The 18,070-nt window shown below is 63.9% G+C and carries 12 protein-coding genes and 5 pseudogenes; 9 read left to right on the plus strand and 8 right to left on the minus strand.

The window, feature by feature from the left end:
* Nucleotides 1-25 precede the first annotated feature (25 nt).
* The 4 genes and pseudogenes from IPG97_07190 to IPG97_07205 all read left to right on the plus strand — a co-directional run bounded on the left by IPG97_07190 (nucleotide 26) and on the right by IPG97_07205 (nucleotide 5,664).
* Nucleotides 26-709, plus strand: a complete 684-nt coding sequence (locus tag IPG97_07190; protein ID MBK6856325.1) for an N-6 DNA methylase — start codon at nucleotides 26-28, stop codon at nucleotides 707-709.
* Nucleotides 706-2,395: pseudogene (locus tag IPG97_07195) on the plus strand (Eco57I restriction-modification methylase domain-containing protein). The gene IPG97_07190 and the pseudogene IPG97_07195 overlap by 4 nt, the downstream one beginning before the upstream one ends.
* Nucleotides 2,388-4,928 carry a DEAD/DEAH box helicase family protein gene (locus IPG97_07200; GenBank protein ID MBK6856326.1) on the plus strand — a complete coding sequence of 847 codons (2,541 nt, stop codon included), beginning with the start codon at nucleotides 2,388-2,390 and terminating at the stop codon, nucleotides 4,926-4,928. Before IPG97_07195 ends, IPG97_07200 begins: the two are co-directional and overlap by 8 nt.
* A gap of 46 nt (nucleotides 4,929-4,974) precedes the next feature.
* Entirely contained in the window at nucleotides 4,975-5,664 is a 690-nt protein-coding gene (locus IPG97_07205; protein ID MBK6856327.1) for a hypothetical protein, read from the plus strand.
* Between the two features lie 107 nt (nucleotides 5,665-5,771).
* On the opposite strand, the gene IPG97_07210 is transcribed toward IPG97_07205, so the two are convergent.
* From IPG97_07210 to IPG97_07230, 5 genes and pseudogenes are all read right to left on the minus strand, one after another.
* Nucleotides 5,772-5,978, minus strand: coding sequence for a hypothetical protein (locus tag IPG97_07210; GenBank protein ID MBK6856328.1), 207 nt, complete (start codon nucleotides 5,976-5,978; stop codon nucleotides 5,772-5,774).
* An 876-nt stretch (nucleotides 5,979-6,854) separates the two neighbouring features.
* Nucleotides 6,855-7,238: a GNAT family N-acetyltransferase gene (locus tag IPG97_07215; GenBank protein MBK6856329.1), complete on the minus strand. Its 384-nt coding sequence runs from the start codon at nucleotides 7,236-7,238 to the stop codon at nucleotides 6,855-6,857.
* A 505-nt stretch (nucleotides 7,239-7,743) separates the two neighbouring features.
* Nucleotides 7,744-7,935, minus strand: a complete 192-nt coding sequence (locus IPG97_07220) for a DUF86 domain-containing protein (protein MBK6856330.1) — start codon at nucleotides 7,933-7,935, stop codon at nucleotides 7,744-7,746.
* Nucleotides 7,936-8,176: 241 nt separating this feature from the next.
* Nucleotides 8,177-8,599 (minus strand): hypothetical protein, encoded by a 423-nt coding sequence (locus IPG97_07225; GenBank protein MBK6856331.1) that lies wholly within the window; start codon nucleotides 8,597-8,599, stop codon nucleotides 8,177-8,179.
* A 105-nt stretch (nucleotides 8,600-8,704) separates the two neighbouring features.
* Nucleotides 8,705-10,194 (minus strand): annotated as a pseudogene (locus tag IPG97_07230) (SDR family oxidoreductase).
* Nucleotides 10,195-10,745: 551 nt separating this feature from the next.
* Between IPG97_07230 and IPG97_07235 the strand changes: the two are divergent.
* The gene (locus IPG97_07235; GenBank protein MBK6856332.1) at nucleotides 10,746-11,159 is read left to right on the plus strand and encodes a hypothetical protein; all 414 of its coding nucleotides are present in this window, start codon (nucleotides 10,746-10,748) and stop codon (nucleotides 11,157-11,159) included.
* A gap of 2,277 nt (nucleotides 11,160-13,436) precedes the next feature.
* Here IPG97_07235 and IPG97_07240 read toward each other — a convergent pair.
* Together IPG97_07240 and IPG97_07245 are read right to left on the minus strand one after the other, a co-directional pair.
* Nucleotides 13,437-13,694 carry a PIN domain-containing protein gene (locus tag IPG97_07240; protein ID MBK6856333.1) on the minus strand — a complete coding sequence of 86 codons (258 nt, stop codon included), beginning with the start codon at nucleotides 13,692-13,694 and terminating at the stop codon, nucleotides 13,437-13,439.
* A 24-nt stretch (nucleotides 13,695-13,718) separates the two neighbouring features.
* Nucleotides 13,719-13,934, minus strand: a pseudogene (locus IPG97_07245) (type II toxin-antitoxin system VapB family antitoxin).
* A gap of 334 nt (nucleotides 13,935-14,268) precedes the next feature.
* On the opposite strand from IPG97_07245, the pseudogene IPG97_07250 reads away from it, so the two are divergent.
* A pseudogene (locus IPG97_07250) lies at nucleotides 14,269-14,361 on the plus strand (MscL family protein).
* A 32-nt stretch (nucleotides 14,362-14,393) separates the two neighbouring features.
* A complete protein-coding gene (locus IPG97_07255) occupies nucleotides 14,394-14,621 on the plus strand; it encodes an MscL family protein (GenBank protein ID MBK6856334.1) in 228 nt (75 codons plus the stop codon).
* A 99-nt stretch (nucleotides 14,622-14,720) separates the two neighbouring features.
* On the opposite strand, the pseudogene IPG97_07260 reads toward IPG97_07255, so the two are convergent.
* Nucleotides 14,721-15,707, minus strand: a pseudogene (locus IPG97_07260) (esterase).
* A gap of 141 nt (nucleotides 15,708-15,848) precedes the next feature.
* On the opposite strand from IPG97_07260, the gene IPG97_07265 reads away from it, so the two are divergent.
* Complete coding sequence (locus tag IPG97_07265) at nucleotides 15,849-16,892, plus strand: AraC family transcriptional regulator (protein ID MBK6856335.1); 1,044 nt, start codon at nucleotides 15,849-15,851, stop codon at nucleotides 16,890-16,892.
* A gap of 377 nt (nucleotides 16,893-17,269) precedes the next feature.
* Nucleotides 17,270-18,070, plus strand: an 801-nt coding sequence (locus IPG97_07270; GenBank protein ID MBK6856336.1) for a hypothetical protein, incomplete at its 3' end; no start/stop codon positions are given.

Consider the following 18,070-nt stretch of genomic DNA (forward strand, 5'->3'; position numbering starts at 1 on the left):
CGCAGAGTGTGGATGGGCAGCGGTGATGTCTCCCAGTGGATGCGGCACACCGTCGGAGGTCGACGGGTCAGAGGAACAGCTCGTCAAGTCCCGCCAGCGGGTTGCGGACCACGGCGAGGTGTTCACGCCAGCTTGGCTCGTCGACGACATGCTCGATCTGGTCAAGGACGAGTCCGAGCGCATCGACTCCCGGATCTTGGAGCCGGCATGCGGGAGCGGCAACTTCTTGGTCCCGGTGCTGCGCCGAAAGCTCGCAACCGTGGCTGGTCGCTACGCCAAGAGCACCTTCGAGCGTCGACACCAGGGGCTGCTCGGGCTCATGTGCGTGTACGGCATCGAGCTACTCGACGACAACGCCGCAGAGTGCCGTCAACGACTGGTCGACACCTTCGATGAGTTCATCGCCACCGACGGCGAGAACGAGCACGACCGCTGGCACAACGCCGCCGTGGCTGTGGTTGCCGTCAACATCGTTCAAGGTGACGCTCTGGCGATGACCACCACCGACGGCACAGCGATCGTGTTCCCCGAGTGGGGCTACGTGGGCAAGGGGTGGTTCCAGCGCCGAGACTTCCGTTTCGACGTGCTCGCCCAGATGTCGTCCTTCGAAGAGGATTCTCTGTTCGGCGGTGCCGATATCGCCAAGCACGAGATCTTCGTGCCAACCAAGACCTATCCAGTGATGACCGTGGGGGAGATCGCTCGATGACCAAGACCGACACCGAAGCGCCCGCACAGGCACCCGTAGCTTTCGCAGGCCGCAACCCGGATGTGTTGACCTGCATCGCCAACCTCTCAAACGACGAGGTGTTCACCCCACCGGAGTTCGCCAACCAGATGCTCGACACGCTGGCTGAGGCATGGTCCGCCAGCCACGACGGGGCCAGTATCTGGGAGAACTCCACCGTGACGTTCCTGGATCCGTTCACGAAGTCCGGCGTCTTCTTGCGTGAGATCACGAAGCGTCTGGTGGACGGGCTAGCCGCCGAGATCCCTGATCTTCACGACCGGGTCGACCACATCCTCACCAAGCAGGTATACGGCATCGGCATCACCGAGCTCACGGCCCTGCTGGCCCGCCGAAGCCTGTACTGCTCCAAGTGGGCGGACAGCAAGCACTCGATCGCCAAGTCGTTCGACGCGCCCGACGGCAACATCTGGTTCGACCGAACCGAACACTCCTGGACCGGCGGCAGCAAGGTGCTCACCGCCGACAAGACCGGCAAACAGGTAAGGCGGGTCGACAGGGCAGCAAGTGCAAGTTCTGTGGAACGCCGCAAGGCACCCTCGACCGGGGCGACGACCTGGAGTCACACGCATACGCCTTCATTCACACCGACGACATCAAGGCTCGGGTCGCCGAGCTGTTCGGAGACGACATGCAGTTCGACGTAATCATCGGCAACCCGCCTTACCAGTTGGACGACGGTGGATTCTGGACGAGCGCGGCTCCGATCTACCAACGGTTCGTTGAGCAGGCGAAGCTGCTTGAACGCCGACTCCTGACGATGGTCATTCCGTCTCGTTGGTTCGCTGGCGGCAAGGGCCTCGACGACTTTCGCGAGGCCATGCTCACAGACAACCGGCTGCGCTCGATCGACGACTTCCTGACGGCCTCCGACGTCTTCCCGCAGAGTCGGCTTGAAGGGTGGCGTGTGCTATTTCCTGTGGGATCGAGACAACCCCGGCCACTGCCGGGTCACCACTCGACTTCAAGGACTGGGAGCCGTCGGTGGCCGCCGGCCTGCTCGAACCAGGAGCCGACGTCTTCATCCGCTTCAACCAAGGACTGTCGATCCTGCGAAGGTGGTGGACGCTGAGGGCGGAGAGCCTGGCTCAATCTCCATTCCGGATGGTCGTTGCTTCTATGACCTGGTGAGTTCAGCGAAGCCGTTCGGCTTTCGCACCTTCTTTCAAGGTAAGGCAGCCAGCGGAAGACGATCTACTGATCTACCAGAATGGCGGCACGGGCTTTGTGGCACGAAAGGATGTGACTGCCGGGACGAGCCTCATTGACCACTGGAAGGTTTACATTGGGAGGGCGGCTCCAGGTACCGGGAACAAGGACACATACCCGCACCGCATTCTGCCTACCCCATTCATAGGCGGGCCTGGAACTGTTTCGACGGAGACATATCTGTGTATCGGTCCGCTTGAAAGCGAAGCGGAAGCAAGAAGTGTCCTGTCCTATCTGTCATGCCGATTGACGAGGGTCCTGATCCTTCTTCGCAAGCCATCGCAGGACACAACTCGCAGGGTGTACCGGTCGGTGCCAGCGCAAACTTGGGATCGCATTTGGACCGATGAGGAGCTGTACGCCAAGTACGGAATCGACGAAGACGAGATCACCTTCATCGAGTCGATCGTTCGCCCGATGGAGTTGGCTGATGCTTAGGTCTACCGACGAACTGCTTCCAGCCAAGCCCGAAGCTCGGCTTCGTATCTACGCCTACTCGATTGACGATCCGGCTCATGCTGGGCTGCTGAAGGTTGGGCAGACGACCCAGGAAGTGAAGGCACGGGTTGCCCAGCAGTTGAAGACGGCAGCGATCAAGAACTTCAAGATCGTGCTCGACGAATCAGCCGAAACCGAGGATGGGTCGCTGTTCAGCGATCACGATGTGCGTTCCCGGCTCAAGGCCAAGGGCTTTGAGAACACCGAGTTGGAGTGGATGCGTTGCACGGTCGCGGATGTGGCGACGGCGATCACTGAGCTTCGTACCGGGGTAGCGCTGACGGGGACTCATCATCTGACGTTCCCGATGCGGGCGGAGCAGGCGGCTGCGGTCGACAAGACCGCCGACTACTACCGCTCGATCTGGGCCGAGGACGACAAGGCGGTTCCACGGTTCTTGTGGAACGCCAAGATGCGGTTCGGCAAGACGTTCGCCGCCTACCAGTTGGCGAAGAAGCTCGGGGCCAAGCGGACCCTGGTGGTGACGTTCAAGCCGGCGGTCGAGGATGCCTGGCAGACCGACCTCGAATCGCACGCTGACTTCGACGGCTGGCAGTACCTGTCGAAGAGCAACGGTGGCGACCCGTCGAAGGCCGACAAGAAGCGGCCGCTCGTGTACTTCGGGTCATTCCAGGATCTGCTCGGCAAGAAGGATGGCCAGATCAAGGCCAAGAACGAGTGGCTGCACACCACGAACTGGGATCTGGTCATCTTCGACGAGTACCACTTCGGGGCCTGGCGGGAGTCAGCGAAAGAGCTCTTCGAAGGCGAGGATGCTGCTGACGCCAAGAAGGAGATTGAGGCCGAGTACGCCGGCGTTCTCGACGACTTCGACGAAGGTCTCGAAGAGCTTTCCGGCGACGAAGCGGACTTCCTGCCGATCACGACCAGGGCGTACCTGTACCTGTCGGGCACCCCCTTCAAGGCTCTCGCAACCGGTGAGTTCATCGAGGAACAGATCTTCAACTGGACCTACACCGACGAGCAACGGGCAAAGGCGGCATTCACCGCTGAGCACCCTGACGAATGGAATCCGTACGGGGCGCTGCCGGAGATGCGGCTGTTCACCTACCAGATGCCCGACGAGCTGATCTCGGTCGCTCACGGCGGCGAGTTCGACGAGTTCGACCTCAACGCCTTCTTCAAAGCCACCGGTGAAGGCAAGGCCGCCGCCTTCGAATACAAGGGCGATGTCCAGAAGTGGCTCGACATCATCCGTGGCGCTCATCTGCCCACCCAGATCGACGCCATGAAGATGGGGTCCCGCCCGCCGTTCCCGTACTCCGACGTCCGCCTCCTGCCATATGTTCAGCACTCGTTCTGGTTCCTGCCGACGGTGGCAGCGTGTGATGCGATGGCGAACCTGCTGGCCGAGAAACACAACCAGCCCCACTGGGGCCAGTACGAAGTCGTCACCGCCGCCGGCACCAAAGCAGGCATCGGGCTCGCAGCGTTGCCCCCGGTCCGCAAAGCCATCGGCGGAGGCTTCGACACGAAGACGATCACCCTGTCGTGCGGGAAGCTCACCACCGGCGTCACCGTCAAGCAGTGGTCGTCGATCCTCATGTTGCGGAACCTGAAGTCGCCAGAGACCTACTTCCAGGCGGCGTTTCGGGTGCAGTCACCGTGGTCGATCAAGAACCCGAACGGCGACAACCCTCACGAAGAAGAGGTCGTGAAGCCAGTGGCGTTCGTGTTCGACTTCGCCCCGACCCGTGCCCTCCGCCAGATCGCCGAATACGGCGCTGGCCTCGCTCCAGAGATCGCCAACCCCGAGAAGGCCGTCGAGGAGTTGGTGAAGTTCCTGCCGGTGCTCGCCTACGACGGGTCACACATGACCCAGATCGATGCTGGAGCGATCCTCGATATCGCCATGTCTGGCACCTCGGCGACACTGCTGGCCCGCAAGTGGGAGTCGGCCATCCTGGTGAACGTCGACAACCTCACACTCAGCAAGATCATGGCGAACGAGAAGGCCATGGCCGCCGTCATGAACATCGAAGGGTTCCGGGCGCTTGGCTCTGACATCTTCGAGACGGTCGTGAACAAGTCGGAGAAGGTGAAAGACACCAAAAAGGAGAAGGGTGATGGCCTCTCCTCGAAGGAGAAGAAGGAGCTGACCGAGGAGGAGAAGGAGTACAAGAGCAAGCGCAAGCAGATCCAGGAGAAGCTCATCAAGTTCGCCACCCGGATTCCGGCCTTCATGTACCTCACCGACTACCGCGAGAACACCCTCCAAGACGTCATCACCAAGCTCGAACCGGGCCTGTTCAAGAAGGTGACCGGCCTTACCGTCGAAGACTTCAACCTGTTGGTGTCGATCGGCGTGTTCAACGCAACGCACATGAACCAGGCCGTGTTCGCCTTCCGCCGCTACGAGGACGCCTCGCTGTCCTACACCGGCATCGAGTCCCACGAGGGCCTCCGTCACTACGGCCTCTACGACACCGTGGTGGAGGTCGCAGCAAGCTAACGACAAAAGAACGAAGCGAGTTCCCGTACTGGGCTAGAGGAGAATCGTGTCTCTCTATAAGAAATACCGACAAGAGGAACCACTTGTCACAGAACGATATCCCGAACTCTCAGACCAACTAAGCAATCTTGTCGAGCTGCAGGACGATCATTTCGATATGGTCAAAAAGCTCCTTGCGCCCCGGGGCAGTAGTGGGATTCTAACCCTTAGCATTCTCAATCGGTCTTTGGACCTTATCCAAGGGTTTTGTGAAGCATATCCAACGTGGAACCTAACAGTCGCTGCACCCGTCGTACGCATGCAGCTCGATAACGTCATGCGACTGGTCATCATCATTGATGCCCCAGCTTCGGCAGGATTGGTCGATGCAATGCTTGACGGTGAGCGACTCTCCAAGGTCACAGATCCGCTCGGCCCTCCTGGAAAGCGATACAAGCTCACAGATTCCCGTCTTCAGGAACACGCTGAACGCCACTTCCCTTGGTTAAGGCTCGTGTACGACAAAACCTCAAAGTGGGTGCACTTTTCCCCCACCTTTGTTGGCAGCACTTTCAGGGTTGATGACGATATCATCGCCGCTCGATTTCCCTTTTCAACCGATAAGATTCCCCTCGAACTTCTAGAATCTGTCTTGTGGGCTATGTATCAAGCGAGCGCCGCCGTGCTCTACTGCGCAGATGAGATTGCAAAGGCAAAGGACCTCGCTGCCGAACAAGAGTTCCCAAGCTCTCGATGATCTCAACAGCGATCGAGCAAGGCGGGCGGCCGAGTCACAAGCGAGGCGCTGCCAGGGCTCCTCTCCTCAGGTCCGCCATCCGTGGCGGCGGCTGGCAGCGGCTGTGATCACTCCGGCCAGTCCTCAGCCCTGCTGTAGACCTCACTTATGCCTGGAGCGCTACCGGTGAGTCTCCGAAGACCCTCAGCCTGACCGCTCGTCTTCGCTCCGAGAAGTCCTTCGACATCGACTTCAAACTCATCGAGCGCCACGCCCCGCCGGGCAGCCTCACCCCTCAGGCGACGCAAGGGATCATCCGGGAGGTCAACTGCCACGACCACAATCCTACGGTGACCCTACCGCTGCCGGAACCGGAGATCCCATGCCATCACGCCGAGCTTGGAACTCCTCCGAGGTCGACGAGTCAGATTGAGGTCGCCAACTCAGCGCTAGCCGAGCCCATCGGATCGCAGCCACCAGCCAAGACATCGTGTACCTCAACGGAAGGGGCACATCGCGTCCCGATCGCGTCCCTTTTGAGTCCCGTGAGGGCCGGAAATCGAGGGTAATCTCGGGAAGCTGCGAGAGCCCGGAATCAGGCGTTTCCGCAGGTCATAGGTCATAACGGCAGGTCATCGAAGGGCGGTTGGATGTATGAGTAGTGCCTTCACACGGCAGAGGTCACAGGTTCGAATCCTGTTACGCCCACCACAGAAAGGCCAGGTCAGCCGCTCCACGGGGGCGGCTGACGTCGTTTTCGCCTTGCCGTTGTCCACGCTACGTCCACATTGGCGCGGACAAAATCCGAGAAATGACACGTGTAGGGCGGAGGCGTAGGGCTTCCGGCTACGTGACAGGTCTCAGCCCTTTGAGGCTGGCGTCTGGCCAAGCAGGGTTGTTCCAAGGGCACACACGTCGATTGAGTCCCTCGGCTGACAGGGGTCAGGACTTCACGAGGCTGGGCCGGAGCGTTCGTCGTGGAGTTGGTGGTCGAGTTCTCGCCCGTAGTAGTTGAGCTTGAGGTCTTCGGCCCCTCTCTGGCTGACAGACACCCTCTCCCCTTCGACCTAAGGACTACCTGGGCGATGGTACGCCCGGGCCGCAGGCCCTCTGCGCTACAGGGACAGCAGGAAGCGCACGTAAGGCTGGTCCTCTGGAGGACTGGACTCGTCGGCCATCGGGAACGTGCGGAAGCTGAACGCGATCGAGGCCTAGTTCCTCGGGTGGACGAGCCAATCCACGGTTCGCACGCCGCTGCCGCGGAGGTCGTCGAGCACAGCCTCTACAACCGCCGTGGCGTACCCGCTGCGCTGGTACCGGCGTTGGATTGCCGTGACCATGAGGTAGCGGTGGCCGTCGATCACGTCGCCGATCTCGTCTACGAGCAGGTGGTGGGCGATGACACCGACGAGCTCGCCTTCTTCCTCGGCGACAAGGACGACCCGATCATGCTCGGATGCGGTCGGATCGCTGACCCAGCCCCACAGGCCGTCCACGATCTCAGCGACCTCGCCAAGAAATGGTTCGGAGGTGTCACCGAGGTCGAACGCCTCGAACGCTGGCGAGTCCTCGGCTCGCGCCTGCCGGAGGATCACTTGGAACGCGTGACCGTGTGCTTCGCCTTGCCGCTTGGCTGCCAACGATCGCCAGCCGACGTTTGCTTGGTGCGCCGGTAGCCGCCGTTGGCCAAGCTCGCCTTGGGCTCCCGAACCGACTCCAGCGCATCTGACAGCCGTTTGACCGTGGACCAGCGTGCGTCGAGGTGGCCGTTCTCGATCTTGCTGATGTCGCCCTGCGATCCCAGCCAGCTCGCTCAGCTCCGCCTGCGTCAGACCGAGCTCCATGCGGCGCTCGCGGATGAGGTCACCCGGTCTCGACGGCAGGGACGCCAAAAGAGCGGAGGTCGATGCAGTCGACATACCCTAGGACAATATAGGGAATAGCCCATTGCCACAAGGACGGCGGCGGCCCGCTGGTCAAGCCCGCTCGGCCGAACTGGTGACCCTCGACGGACGTCGCCCAGGTCCGCACCACGTCCACAAGGACACTCGAAACGAGGCAGCAGCCTGCGGATGTGGCCCGCACGTAGGTCACCGGTGGTCAGCGATGGGTGGACAGGTAGGTGGCAACCGCCTCGACGTAGGCCGGGTAGGTCTGTAGGGCCAGGCCGACCGCCGCGGCAACCAGATCGGTACGGATGTCGACGTATTGGTGCACCAACACGTTGCGCATGCCAGCTGAAGGAGCGAGCCTCTCGGCCAATTCGCCAGGGACGACCCCGCAGTCGGCCAGGTCGGTGAAGGAGCTTCGTCCGGTCTCGGGGCCTTCCCCCTCAAGGCCACGACGACGTGCCCGTTGACGTCGACGGCGAGGTCAACGATCACCTGGAGAAGGCGCTCCGCTGCGGCTCGCAGCAGGGAGTCAGCGTCGAGGTCTTGCGCGCTGGTGTGCTCTAGGGAGGTGAGCCGATCGAGTGAGTCGCGCAGTAGCCGGAGCCGGCGTTGGACCGTGTCGTGGTCGAGGTGAGCGGGTGTCACCCGGCCAGGGCTTCCAAGTCGAGTCGTCGCAGAAAGGCGGTGTCGCGACGGTGTGACAACGCCGCCATCTGGGCTTCGGCGAACGCCCCGGGGGCGTGTTCGTAGAGCGGGATGCCACAGAGTGCTTCGGCGTCGAGGACGGGGTGGTTGCCGTCGACGACAGCGACGTCGACCCGATCGAATCCGGTGGTGCGAACGAGCAGGTCGATCAGTTCGAGAAGTCGGACCGGGCCGTTGAATCGGGCGGCGACGTCGAGGTCGTGAGGTTCGGTGTCTGGCACCTGTGCAGACTCGCGAGCAGCGGTGCTGCCGAAGATTCCCAGTAGGTCGACTCCCAGTGCGGCGAGTTCGTCGTCGAGGTGGCCCTGTTCGGCCGCTTCGATGAGACGGTCACGTGCCTCGGTTGCCGTCACAGACATGGACCAAAGCGTAGATGGCTCGCTGTGCGGCCGGGCGACGATTCTCCCAAGGCCTCTCTTTGGCCGAACCTCCCAACGTTGTCGATCGGGGTGACCTTGGCCGGATCACCAGTCGGTGGGTGCGTAATCCTTCAGGAACTGACCCCAGACGTGAACGCCGGTGTTGGCTCCGTCGATGATCGGATCGACGATTCGTGCCGCCCCGTCGACGATGTCCAGAGGTGGGTGGAACCGGTGCTCGGAGGTCTTCCGTTCGGCGATGTCGGCGGGATCCTCATCGCTCACCCAGCCAGTGTCCACACTGTTCATGTGGATGCCATCGGCCTGGTAGTCAGCGGCCGAGGTTCGGGTCATCATGTTGAGCGCCGCCTTGGCCATGTTGGTGGGGGTGCCGGGTCGTCTTCATGCGGCGGTAGAACTGCCCCTCCACCGCCGACACGTTCACGATGTGTTTGTCCCGCTCCGGCGTTCGCAACATAAGCGCCTTGAGACGAGCGTTGAGGACGAACGGAGCCACCGCGTTCACCAGTTGAGTCTCGAGTAGCTCAACCGACGACACTTCGGCCAGGGTAAGACGCCACGAGTTCCGCCCCCGAAGGTCGACCTGCTGGCGGTCCTGATCCAGTCGGCCGTCGGGAAAGAGATGAGGCATTGGCTCGGCGTCCTCGGCCAGGAGGACGGCCTGGCTCATCTCCGCCGCGGTCATGATCGCCTCATCGAGACGTTCGACCGCGGCGGGTCCGACGCTCGCAACGGTGAGCATCTCGGGCCGGCGAACCCCATCGAAGCTGCCGAGAAGGCCACGAGCCGGGCCCGGGATGTTCGACAGGGGACCGGACTCCAGTTCCATCATGTGGCGATAGAACTCCGGTGGTCGGCGGACCGTCTGGCAGGCGTTGTTGACGAGGTAGTCGAGCCGCCCGTGGGTGGTGGTCAGGTGGTGGCACAACGCCTCCACGCTGGGGGTATGACGAAGGTCGAGTCCGTGGATCGTGAGGCGGTCTCCCCACTGGTCGAAGTCCGATTCGGCTGCGTAACGGAGCGCGGCATCACGTGGAAAGCGAGTGGTCACCACCACCTCGGCCCCGGCGCGCAGGAGCTTGATACCCGCCTGGTAGCCGATCTTCACCCTTCCGCCGGTGAGCAGAGCCACCCGACCCGACAGGTCGGCGGACTCGGTCCGCTTGAACTCATTGAACTCCGCGCAGCTCGGGCACAACTGATCGTAGAAGTGGTGGATCTGGCTGTAGTGGGTCTTGCACACATAGCAGTGACGCTCGGCCGTTCCACCTGATCGGCGGGGACCACCGGAACTGATCCCGAGATGTCCAGGTGCTTCATCGGGGTCGCCATCACCGGTTGTGATCACATTCTCGGGCGGGAACACATTGGGGGTGGTGAAGACCGGCTTGGCCCGCAGAGCTCTGATCCCGGTCTGGGACAGCACTTCCCTCCTCGCGGTCAACCTTGTCGGCCCAGGCCTGGCGCCGTCAGGCCTTGGCCCACGTCCGACGCTGTTCCACGTCTGGGCAGAACACGTCGCCGGCTGCGTTCACCAGGCGGGCCCGTTCCTCGGCGGTGAGGACGTCGAGCATGGTGCGATCCCCGGCGACTGACTCGAGCAACGCCGTCGCATCGCGCAAGCGCAGGTCAGATCGTCGTCGGCCATCCGATCAGAATGACAGCCAGAACGGTTGGGTCTGGAACCGGGTTCTGCTCGGCACTGTCGGGCCTGGAAGGCTCGGCGTGATGGCTGTGGTGATGGTGGACGATCTGGACGACCCGAGGTTGGCCGACTATCGGCACCTGCGCGAACCGAACGTGCGGGCGCGCGTTGAACGAAACGCCGGGATCTTCACGGTGGAGGGTTGGCTGTCGCTGGAGGCCCTCGCCGAGTCGCCTTATCTCATCCGGTCCGCGCTGGTGGCGGCACAGCACGCGGACCGGGCCGTTTCCATCGTGGGCCAGGACGTCCCCGTCTATGCCATCGCCGAGTCGGCTCTGGAGTACGTGACCGGGGTGCATTTCCATCGGGGTGTGGTGGGCGTGGCCCCGCGACCCACGCCGGCGACGGTGGAGGAGGTGGTGGCCGACGCACGGCGGGTCCTGATCGTCGAAGGGGTGAACGACTACGAACCTAGGGGCTCTGTTCCGCAACGCGTCGGCCTTCGGGGTCGATGCCGTGATCCTCGACCCGACCACGGCAGACCCGCTCTACCGTCGAAGCACTCGAGTCTCCTTGGGCCACGTGCTGCGTGTGCCCTTCGCTCGGGTCGACAGGGAGGCATGGCCGACGGTTCTGGCCGACCTGGCGGCCGATGGCTTCGAACTTCTGGCCCTCACGCCGTCACCCGACGCTGTTCCCCTCAGGAACGTTGTCGAGCAGGGTGCGGATCGCTTTGCGGTGCTGGTCGGGGCCGAGGGCCCAGGATTGAGCGTGGCGGCGATGACCGCCGCCACGCATCGGATCCGGATCCCGATGACCGAGGGCACCGATTCGGTCAACGTCGCAACCGCGGCCGCCATCGCTCTGGCCGCGCTGTACGAGCGCCACAGCTGAGCGGTCCGGCCGGCCGAAAATTGAGCTCGGTGGAGGCAGCGGCGGATAGGTCCAGTCGTCGTCGCTGTGAGGGGTGATCAGACCAAGGCTTCGCGTCGGTTTGGCCATGCCGTACTTGTGGGTCGGTCCGCCTGCCGGCGCACCTCCTGGAAATCCGACCTGGCGGTCAGGACGCCCAACAGAACGGGCAGACGTCCAGCCCGCCGTCCGGGTGACACCGCCAGCCACCACCACCCCAGATCTCACCTCCCGTACCTCCCGTGCAGACATGGCCGGTAGATCCCCGGTCCTCTCGTCGCTTGTGTGCCCTCGGCTGGCCTTCGGAGTTCCGATCGTGCTCATCAGGTGTTCGACCGGTGGCGACCAGGCGAAGGTGGCTGCAGCAAAGGTGCCTGCTTCGGCCGTGGTGACGGCGCCCAGCTCGACCGTTGTCGCATCGCTGGGTGCAATGGTCGGGGCCGACGGGGAGGAGGCCTCTGTCGCTGCACCACAGGTCGGTTCAGTCGATGGGGCCAGGCCCAGGTGTCGACGGACACCACCGGCGGCGGATCAGGCAGCACCGACGGTGGTTCGGGTGCCGCTCAGTCGCCGACCACCGTCGCGGCTCCTGCGCCGGTGATCACCAGCTTCACCACACCGGATTCGATCGACTGTCACAATGGAGACTTCCAGGAGTTCACGGCCGCGTGGACCACACAGAACACCGTGAAGGTCACGATCTCCATCGACGGACCCGGGGTCTACAACGGCAGTACTCGGCCATCTTGGCGGCATCCCTGCCCTTCAATTGCTCGAGTGCCCACACCTTCACGCTCACCGCTCACAGTTCCAGATGGGCGATCCACGACCCGCTCGGTCACCCTTCAACCCCCCCAACGTCCAAGCCGACGTCTAGATGGCGCGGTCGTGGCCCACCAGTTCGACCAGGTCATCCCAGTGGTCGAGCACCTCAGGGGCGATGCGAGGTCGCTCCCGGGCGTCCCGCCACGCCCGGGCGGTGCCGGTTCCGACGTTGATCAATTCCATCACCAACCCCTGGGCAGCCGGGTAGGGCTCGAGACTGCAGTACCGGAAGTCGTCGAGGATGTCGGCACGATGCAGCCCCCACCCCGGAATCGGTCACCGCGGTAGCCCGCACCGAGTCCGGCGTCGGCGCCTTCGTCACCGATATTGGCGGACCTGAACGCAACGCCCGCGGAAGCGCCAGCGTGGGCGGAGGCACGGAGGTGGCTCGGCCAGGGGTTCGAGCCGGCTTCGCTGTCAGCTTCGTTTCCGGGTTCGCTCGTGGCTTCGTTGTCACTCCGCCTTCTTACGCTGGTCGAGCGGAGCTCGACCGAGCATGGCGTAGCTAACACGGAGAACAACACGACCAACGGTTCACCACCGAAGCTGGCCGATGTGCCAGCAGAGCGGTTGGAGGCCGATCTCATCGATCTGGCTGGGCGGTTGTCGGCGGGCACCTTCAGAACTGTTGGTGTTGGTGGGTGAGCTCGATGCCCGAGGGTTGTGGGCCCGTTGGGGTGCCTTCGTGTGCGGCGTGGCTGGCCGAGGTGTGTGACATCGAGGTGTGCACGGCCCACCCAGGTCCAGGTGGCCCGAGCCCCTACGCACCTACCCGGCGTTGGCTGAGGCGATGGCTAATGGTGATGTCTCTTACGCCCAAAGCCAGGGTGCTGGTCCCTCACCTCGCCGAATCCAACGTTGACGTCTGTTGCATCTGGCGGTCCCAACCCGGCTGGGCGGCTCCAGGGGCTGCGATCGCGGCGTGGTCCCAACGCAACGAACCCCGGGACCATCCCCGCCGTCGGCACGAAGAACAGAAGCGTGTCCCGGCGTACCAGCCAGGACCAGGGATGGTGACCATACCGCCCGTCTCGCCCCCGCAACCGCCGGAGCCGTGTACGGTGATGAACGCCCGCGTCACCCGGTCCGCCGCGCCCGCAGGCGCGTCACTGCCCCAACAACGCCGACCCACTGGCCGAGGATCACTACCAACGGCGGCAGCAACGTCGACGTCGAGGTGGTGATCCACGTTCAGGAGACGCCACCACCCCTGACCGACGGCACCCCCATCAACGACCACGTCGTAGCCCGACTCTTGCCTCAGGCGTTCGTTTCGTTGCTGCTGGTCGACGCAACCGCCGACCAATCGATGCCAACCCACGCCGCCGCACCCCGACCCAAACGCCCGAAACTGGGTCATCGGCAGGCTCAACCCAGAGTGCAGTCATCTTCGGTTGTCGGGCCCGGACCTTCCTCAATACGACCACATCGGCCTTACGCCCGGCGGCCCCACCATCGTCGCCAACCTCCAACGCCTCTGCGGCCCCACAACCAGGCGGACCAAGCCTGAGCCGGCGGGCGAGGTCCTGCTGAGGTGCCGCCGATCAACAACTCCATGCGCACCACTTCTGGCACCACGATGGTGGTCTCGGATTCGACGGCCTCGACCAGGCGGCGATGCACGGCCGAGCCGGTGGACTTGAGGAACTCGATCCACGCCGAGGTATCCACCACCACGGCCTCGTCAACCACCTCGACCACGAGATGACCGGCCGCTCACCCGGCGTGGGCCGGATCGGCATCGCTGAGGGCTTCGACTCCGTCGTTGGTCAGATCGAACCGGTGCCTTGCATGGCGAGCACCTCCGACCGCGTCATGGGCTCACCCCAGCTTCTCCAGCGCCAGTTGGACGGCTGCTCGCCAGGTCAAGCGGTAGCGGCGCATCGCCAACTCGACCAGCTCATCATCGAGCTCGATGTTCGTCCGGGTCACGTGCACCACGATACACGCTGATGTCGACCACCCCCCGATTGGGGATCAGCATCCGCGATGCGACCACGCAGAAGTCGATGGCCTCGTCCTCCCCAGAACGTGGACGGCGTGACCCGGTCCCACCGAGGCGGCTCGCATCCACCAGATCAACCTCCCCTCATCCAGCGGCCCAACTTCCAGGCTTGGTACCGGGGACCCGTTACCCTGCCACTGCTGAACCGATGCGGGAGACATCAATCTTCGTCGGCGGGCGATCAGCTACGCTCGTGATCGCCTGTGCGATCTGAGCGTGGCGTACCCACGGTCCCATCGACGCTCAGGGCGGAGTTTTCTGATTAGAAGGTCTCATTGTGATCAAGAATTCAAAGAGTTCTCGCGGGGCAACGTCGTGGATCCGGCAGTGGCGGTGGTCATCGGCGGTGCGTTCAGCCATCGTCAAGGCCCTGTCCAAGAGGCATCTTGACGCCGCTGGTCCGGCATGATCGTGAGCACCGACTGGCGACATGGCCCTTCACCCTCAATAGCGGCACCTTCAGCTACGGCATCGTGATCGATCCGGTGATCAGCTTCGTGCTGATCGCAGCGGTGGTGTTCTTCCTGATCGTGAAGCCGATGCAGGTGTTGGCTGCCCGTCGGAGCCAAGGAAAGTCGAAGCCGACGAACCGACCCCAGAAGCGGTGCTGTTGACCGAGATCCGCGACCTGCTCCGCGCCCGCCAGTAGCTCGATCGGCACAACGGAGCGTCCGTCGGTACGGGGCCCGCACCCAAGTTCGACCCTGGTGAGCTCAAGCCTTCCGTAGGCGGGCGATCACTCCGTCGGCTCTCTCGCTGGGCATCTCGCGGCGCACGAAGTGCGTTCCCGGGAAACTCATGCACTCGTGAGGTATGCCGGCCTGGTGGAGCAGACCCGGAACTCACGCTGGCCAGCCCGCACCGGTGTCTCGTTCACGTCCTCACCGAGCCCGCAGACCGCTGAACACCCGCTTGTTGTCGTAGCTCGGTACCCGTTGGCACAGGTTGTCGGCAGTGACCGGGCCTCGTTCAAACGGGCGCCAGATCGTGCCTCCGGCCAGCTCCACTGCAGCCGAGCTGGTGTTGGCCCAGTGGACCACCACCCGCCGTCCCGGCACCAGGCTGGCCGGTCCTGAATGGCTGCTCACCGACGCGAAGTGGCCGTAGTACTTGGCGGCGTACTTGAGGGCCCCGAAACCGCCCATCGAGAACCCAGATACGGCGCGCCCGTTGTACTCGGCGTAGGTGCGGAAGTTGGCGTCGATCCAGGGGATGAGCTGGTTGATGTGGAAGGACTCCCAGTTGCGGGGGCCAGCCAAGGAGAGGACCGGGTTCGAGTACCAGCCGGCCTTACCGCCATCGGGCATTACCAGATCAGGCGCTTGCCGGCGATGAGCCGTAGATGTCGTCGTTCATATCGAAGGAACAAGTCGCCGGAACCGCCGTGGAACAGGTAATCACCGGGTACCGGCGCCAGCTCATCGGTAGTAGTCGTCGAGGAGCAGCACGTTCACGGCCGGCTGCCAGCCGATCTGGTTGGTGGCGAAGCGGTAGTAGTTCATCCGTCCACCGAACACGGCGTGATCGGTGATGGTCAGACCGAACCCGTTCGAGGCCGCCGCTGCGGGGGCAGCCCCCAACGCCAGGCTCCCGAACCCGCCCAGAGACGCCACCGCAGCGGCTCCTCCGACGGCTCGTAGGAAGCTTCGACGGTCGCTGCCGCCCTCGGTTGCCGGCACCTGGTGCTTGGTCAAGGTCATCCCCTTCTGGAGTGCACGTGTCGCAGGTCACGCGACGGGCTGGTGTGCTAACTATCTGTGGAGGGGCGGCCTAGTGCCAGTGCGCAGCGGGCCACGTCCGGGGTCATCGGGGGGCCAGCAAAGGACTGAGGCGTCTAGACGATGCGAATCGAAGATCTGGACCGCCCGATGGTGCCCGCGAGCTACGCGGTGATGTTGCTGGACGCGGCCGCTGTTCACGGCGTCAAGGCCGATCAGCTCCTAGATGCGGCCGGCATCTCAGCCCAGCGGCTCGACGATCCCAGCGCCCGCGTTTCGGTCATAGACATCGCCGCCATGTTGGAGCGGGCCATGGCCCTCACCGGTGAGCCCGGTATCGGCTATGAGATCGGCCTGAGCAGCAGCCTCATGTCCCACGGTCTCATGGGGTTCGGCATGCTCACATCTCCGACGTTTCGAGAGGCGATCCGGTTCGGTACCGACTATCTCCAACTGCGGGTCCCGGTGCTGTCGGCAGAACTACGGGTGGACGACGACGTGGCTGTGGTGTCGGTGGTCGAGACGGTCCCGTTGGGAGACCTTCGACAGGTCCTGTTCGACCTCTTTCTGGTGAAGGTGGCTCGCATAGGCGGATCGGTGACCCAGTACCACTTGGGCCTCGACGACGTCGAGCTGTGGTTCGACTACCCCGAGCCGTCCTACTACCAGCGGTTCAAGGACCGCCTGCCGACCGTGCGTTTCGACCAGGGAGCAAACGAGGTTCGCTTCGATGCGGCCCTGCTGGACCGTCGGTCTGAGACCGCTGATCCTGCCAACGCCAAGATGGTGGAGGAACAGATCCGCCGCGAGGTCGACGAGCTGGGGATCTCAGATGACGTGGTGGGCCAGGTGCGGGCTGCGCTCCAGGCCGCGGAACACGGCTACCCCAGCCTTGCCGAGGTGGCCGACCAGCTTCACCTGTCGAGCCGGACGCTCAAGCGCCGCCTGGCCGAGCGCGCCACCAGCTTCCACCAGCTTGTCGACTCGGCGCGGCGAGCCGAGGCCATCAGGCTGCTCACCAGCACCTCCCTGTCGATCGAACAGGTTGCTCGGCGTCTGGGCTACTCGGACTCCAGCAGCTTCCGGCGCGCCTTTCAAGGCTGGACCGACACCACCCCGGGAGCCTTCCGGGACAACCGCGCAACGCCCGAAGGTGGCTCGGCGTAGAGAACCGGGCGTGAAACCAGCGCCCTCCGGGTGATCGGTGCGACACATCGAGACGGTCTGACCGCCCGCTGCTCGGGCCGGCAGCCCATCGGCTCTAACGTTGCGAGTATGGAGGAGGTCGGTGACAGGATGGCGCGGCCCGTTCCCGCATGGTTGGACGCCCTCGTCGAGCAGGGAATCGGGCGACGGTCGTCTTCCGTTCGGATCCGACCATCTCCTACTCGAACTGATGCGCCATGGACCTGCAGTTACACACCTGGCCCGGGATTGGCGGGCGCTGCCCTGGACTTCGTTCATCCCGACGACCTGTCACGGGTGGCGCCGGCGGCACGACCGGTGCCGAAAGAAAGCGCGGGAGCTCGGCCGGCCCTGGCCTCATGCGAATCCGCACCGCGGCCGGCGAGTGGCGACCCATGGAGCTGAACCCTCGCCAGATGGACCTGCCCGACCCTCCCGAAGGCCCAGGCTCGGTGCTGGCGGTGACGATCAGGGACCACCAGATGGAAGACACCCACTGGCGGTTCTGTAGCGGGTTGGCGTCGGGATCCGACTTCCCAAAGGCGGTGGATGGGTTCGCCCGGGGGCTCTCGAGCAGCACCGACGGGGCGATGGGCGTCACGTTCGGGGTCGACGGATCCCGCCAGATTGTGGGGCCTCTGACCGCGGAGCTCGTCTGGCCCTGGGGCGACGAACTGCATCGGTTCCCGGTCATGGGCTCCAACCCAGGACATGAGACGACCTCGATACCAGATCCCGGGTTGGGTGTGGCTGAAGCGATGCCCCAGGCCGACCCGTGGACTCGGGCGATCATCACCGGCAAACCGGCATGGGCCGTGCCTGGCGTCTTGCCCGAGCCGCAGCGCACGATGGCTGAGCGCCTCGGAGCCGGCGTAGTGGTCGTGGTGCCGGTGCCGGACCCCGCCCGAACTGCCTGCCCTCATCGTCCAGTGCCCGGTCGAAGAGGCCATGGAAGATCCACGCCGGGCCTTGGCCCGGCGTCCCGAAAACAAGCGATGGTGGCTTGGAGCGTCGACTCGCTGGCGCAGTTGCGCTTCTGCCCACCACGACCCTCTCTGACCGGCCTGGCCAACCGAGCCCAGTTCTTCGATCGGGGTGAGCCAGCTCCACGGGGGCGTCGGGCGGCTATGGCGTCTGCTACGTCGATCTCGACCAGTTCA

The sequence above is a fragment of the Microthrixaceae bacterium genome, from assembly GCA_016702505.1.
Lineage (GTDB): Bacteria > Actinomycetota > Acidimicrobiia > Acidimicrobiales > Iamiaceae > Aquihabitans.

Excerpts from the sequence above, each read along its gene's own strand:
- IPG97_07200 (MBK6856326.1), top strand. The coding sequence starts at position 2,388 with ATGCTTAGGTCTACCGACGAACTGCTTCCAGCCAAGCCCGAAGCTCGG.
- IPG97_07225 (MBK6856331.1), bottom strand. The coding sequence starts at position 8,599 with ATGTCTGTGACGGCAACCGAGGCACGTGACCGTCTCATCGAAGCGGCC.
- IPG97_07190 (MBK6856325.1), top strand. The coding sequence starts at position 26 with ATGTCTCCCAGTGGATGCGGCACACCGTCGGAGGTCGACGGGTCAGAG.
- IPG97_07265 (MBK6856335.1), top strand. The coding sequence starts at position 15,849 with ATGCGAATCGAAGATCTGGACCGCCCGATGGTGCCCGCGAGCTACGCG.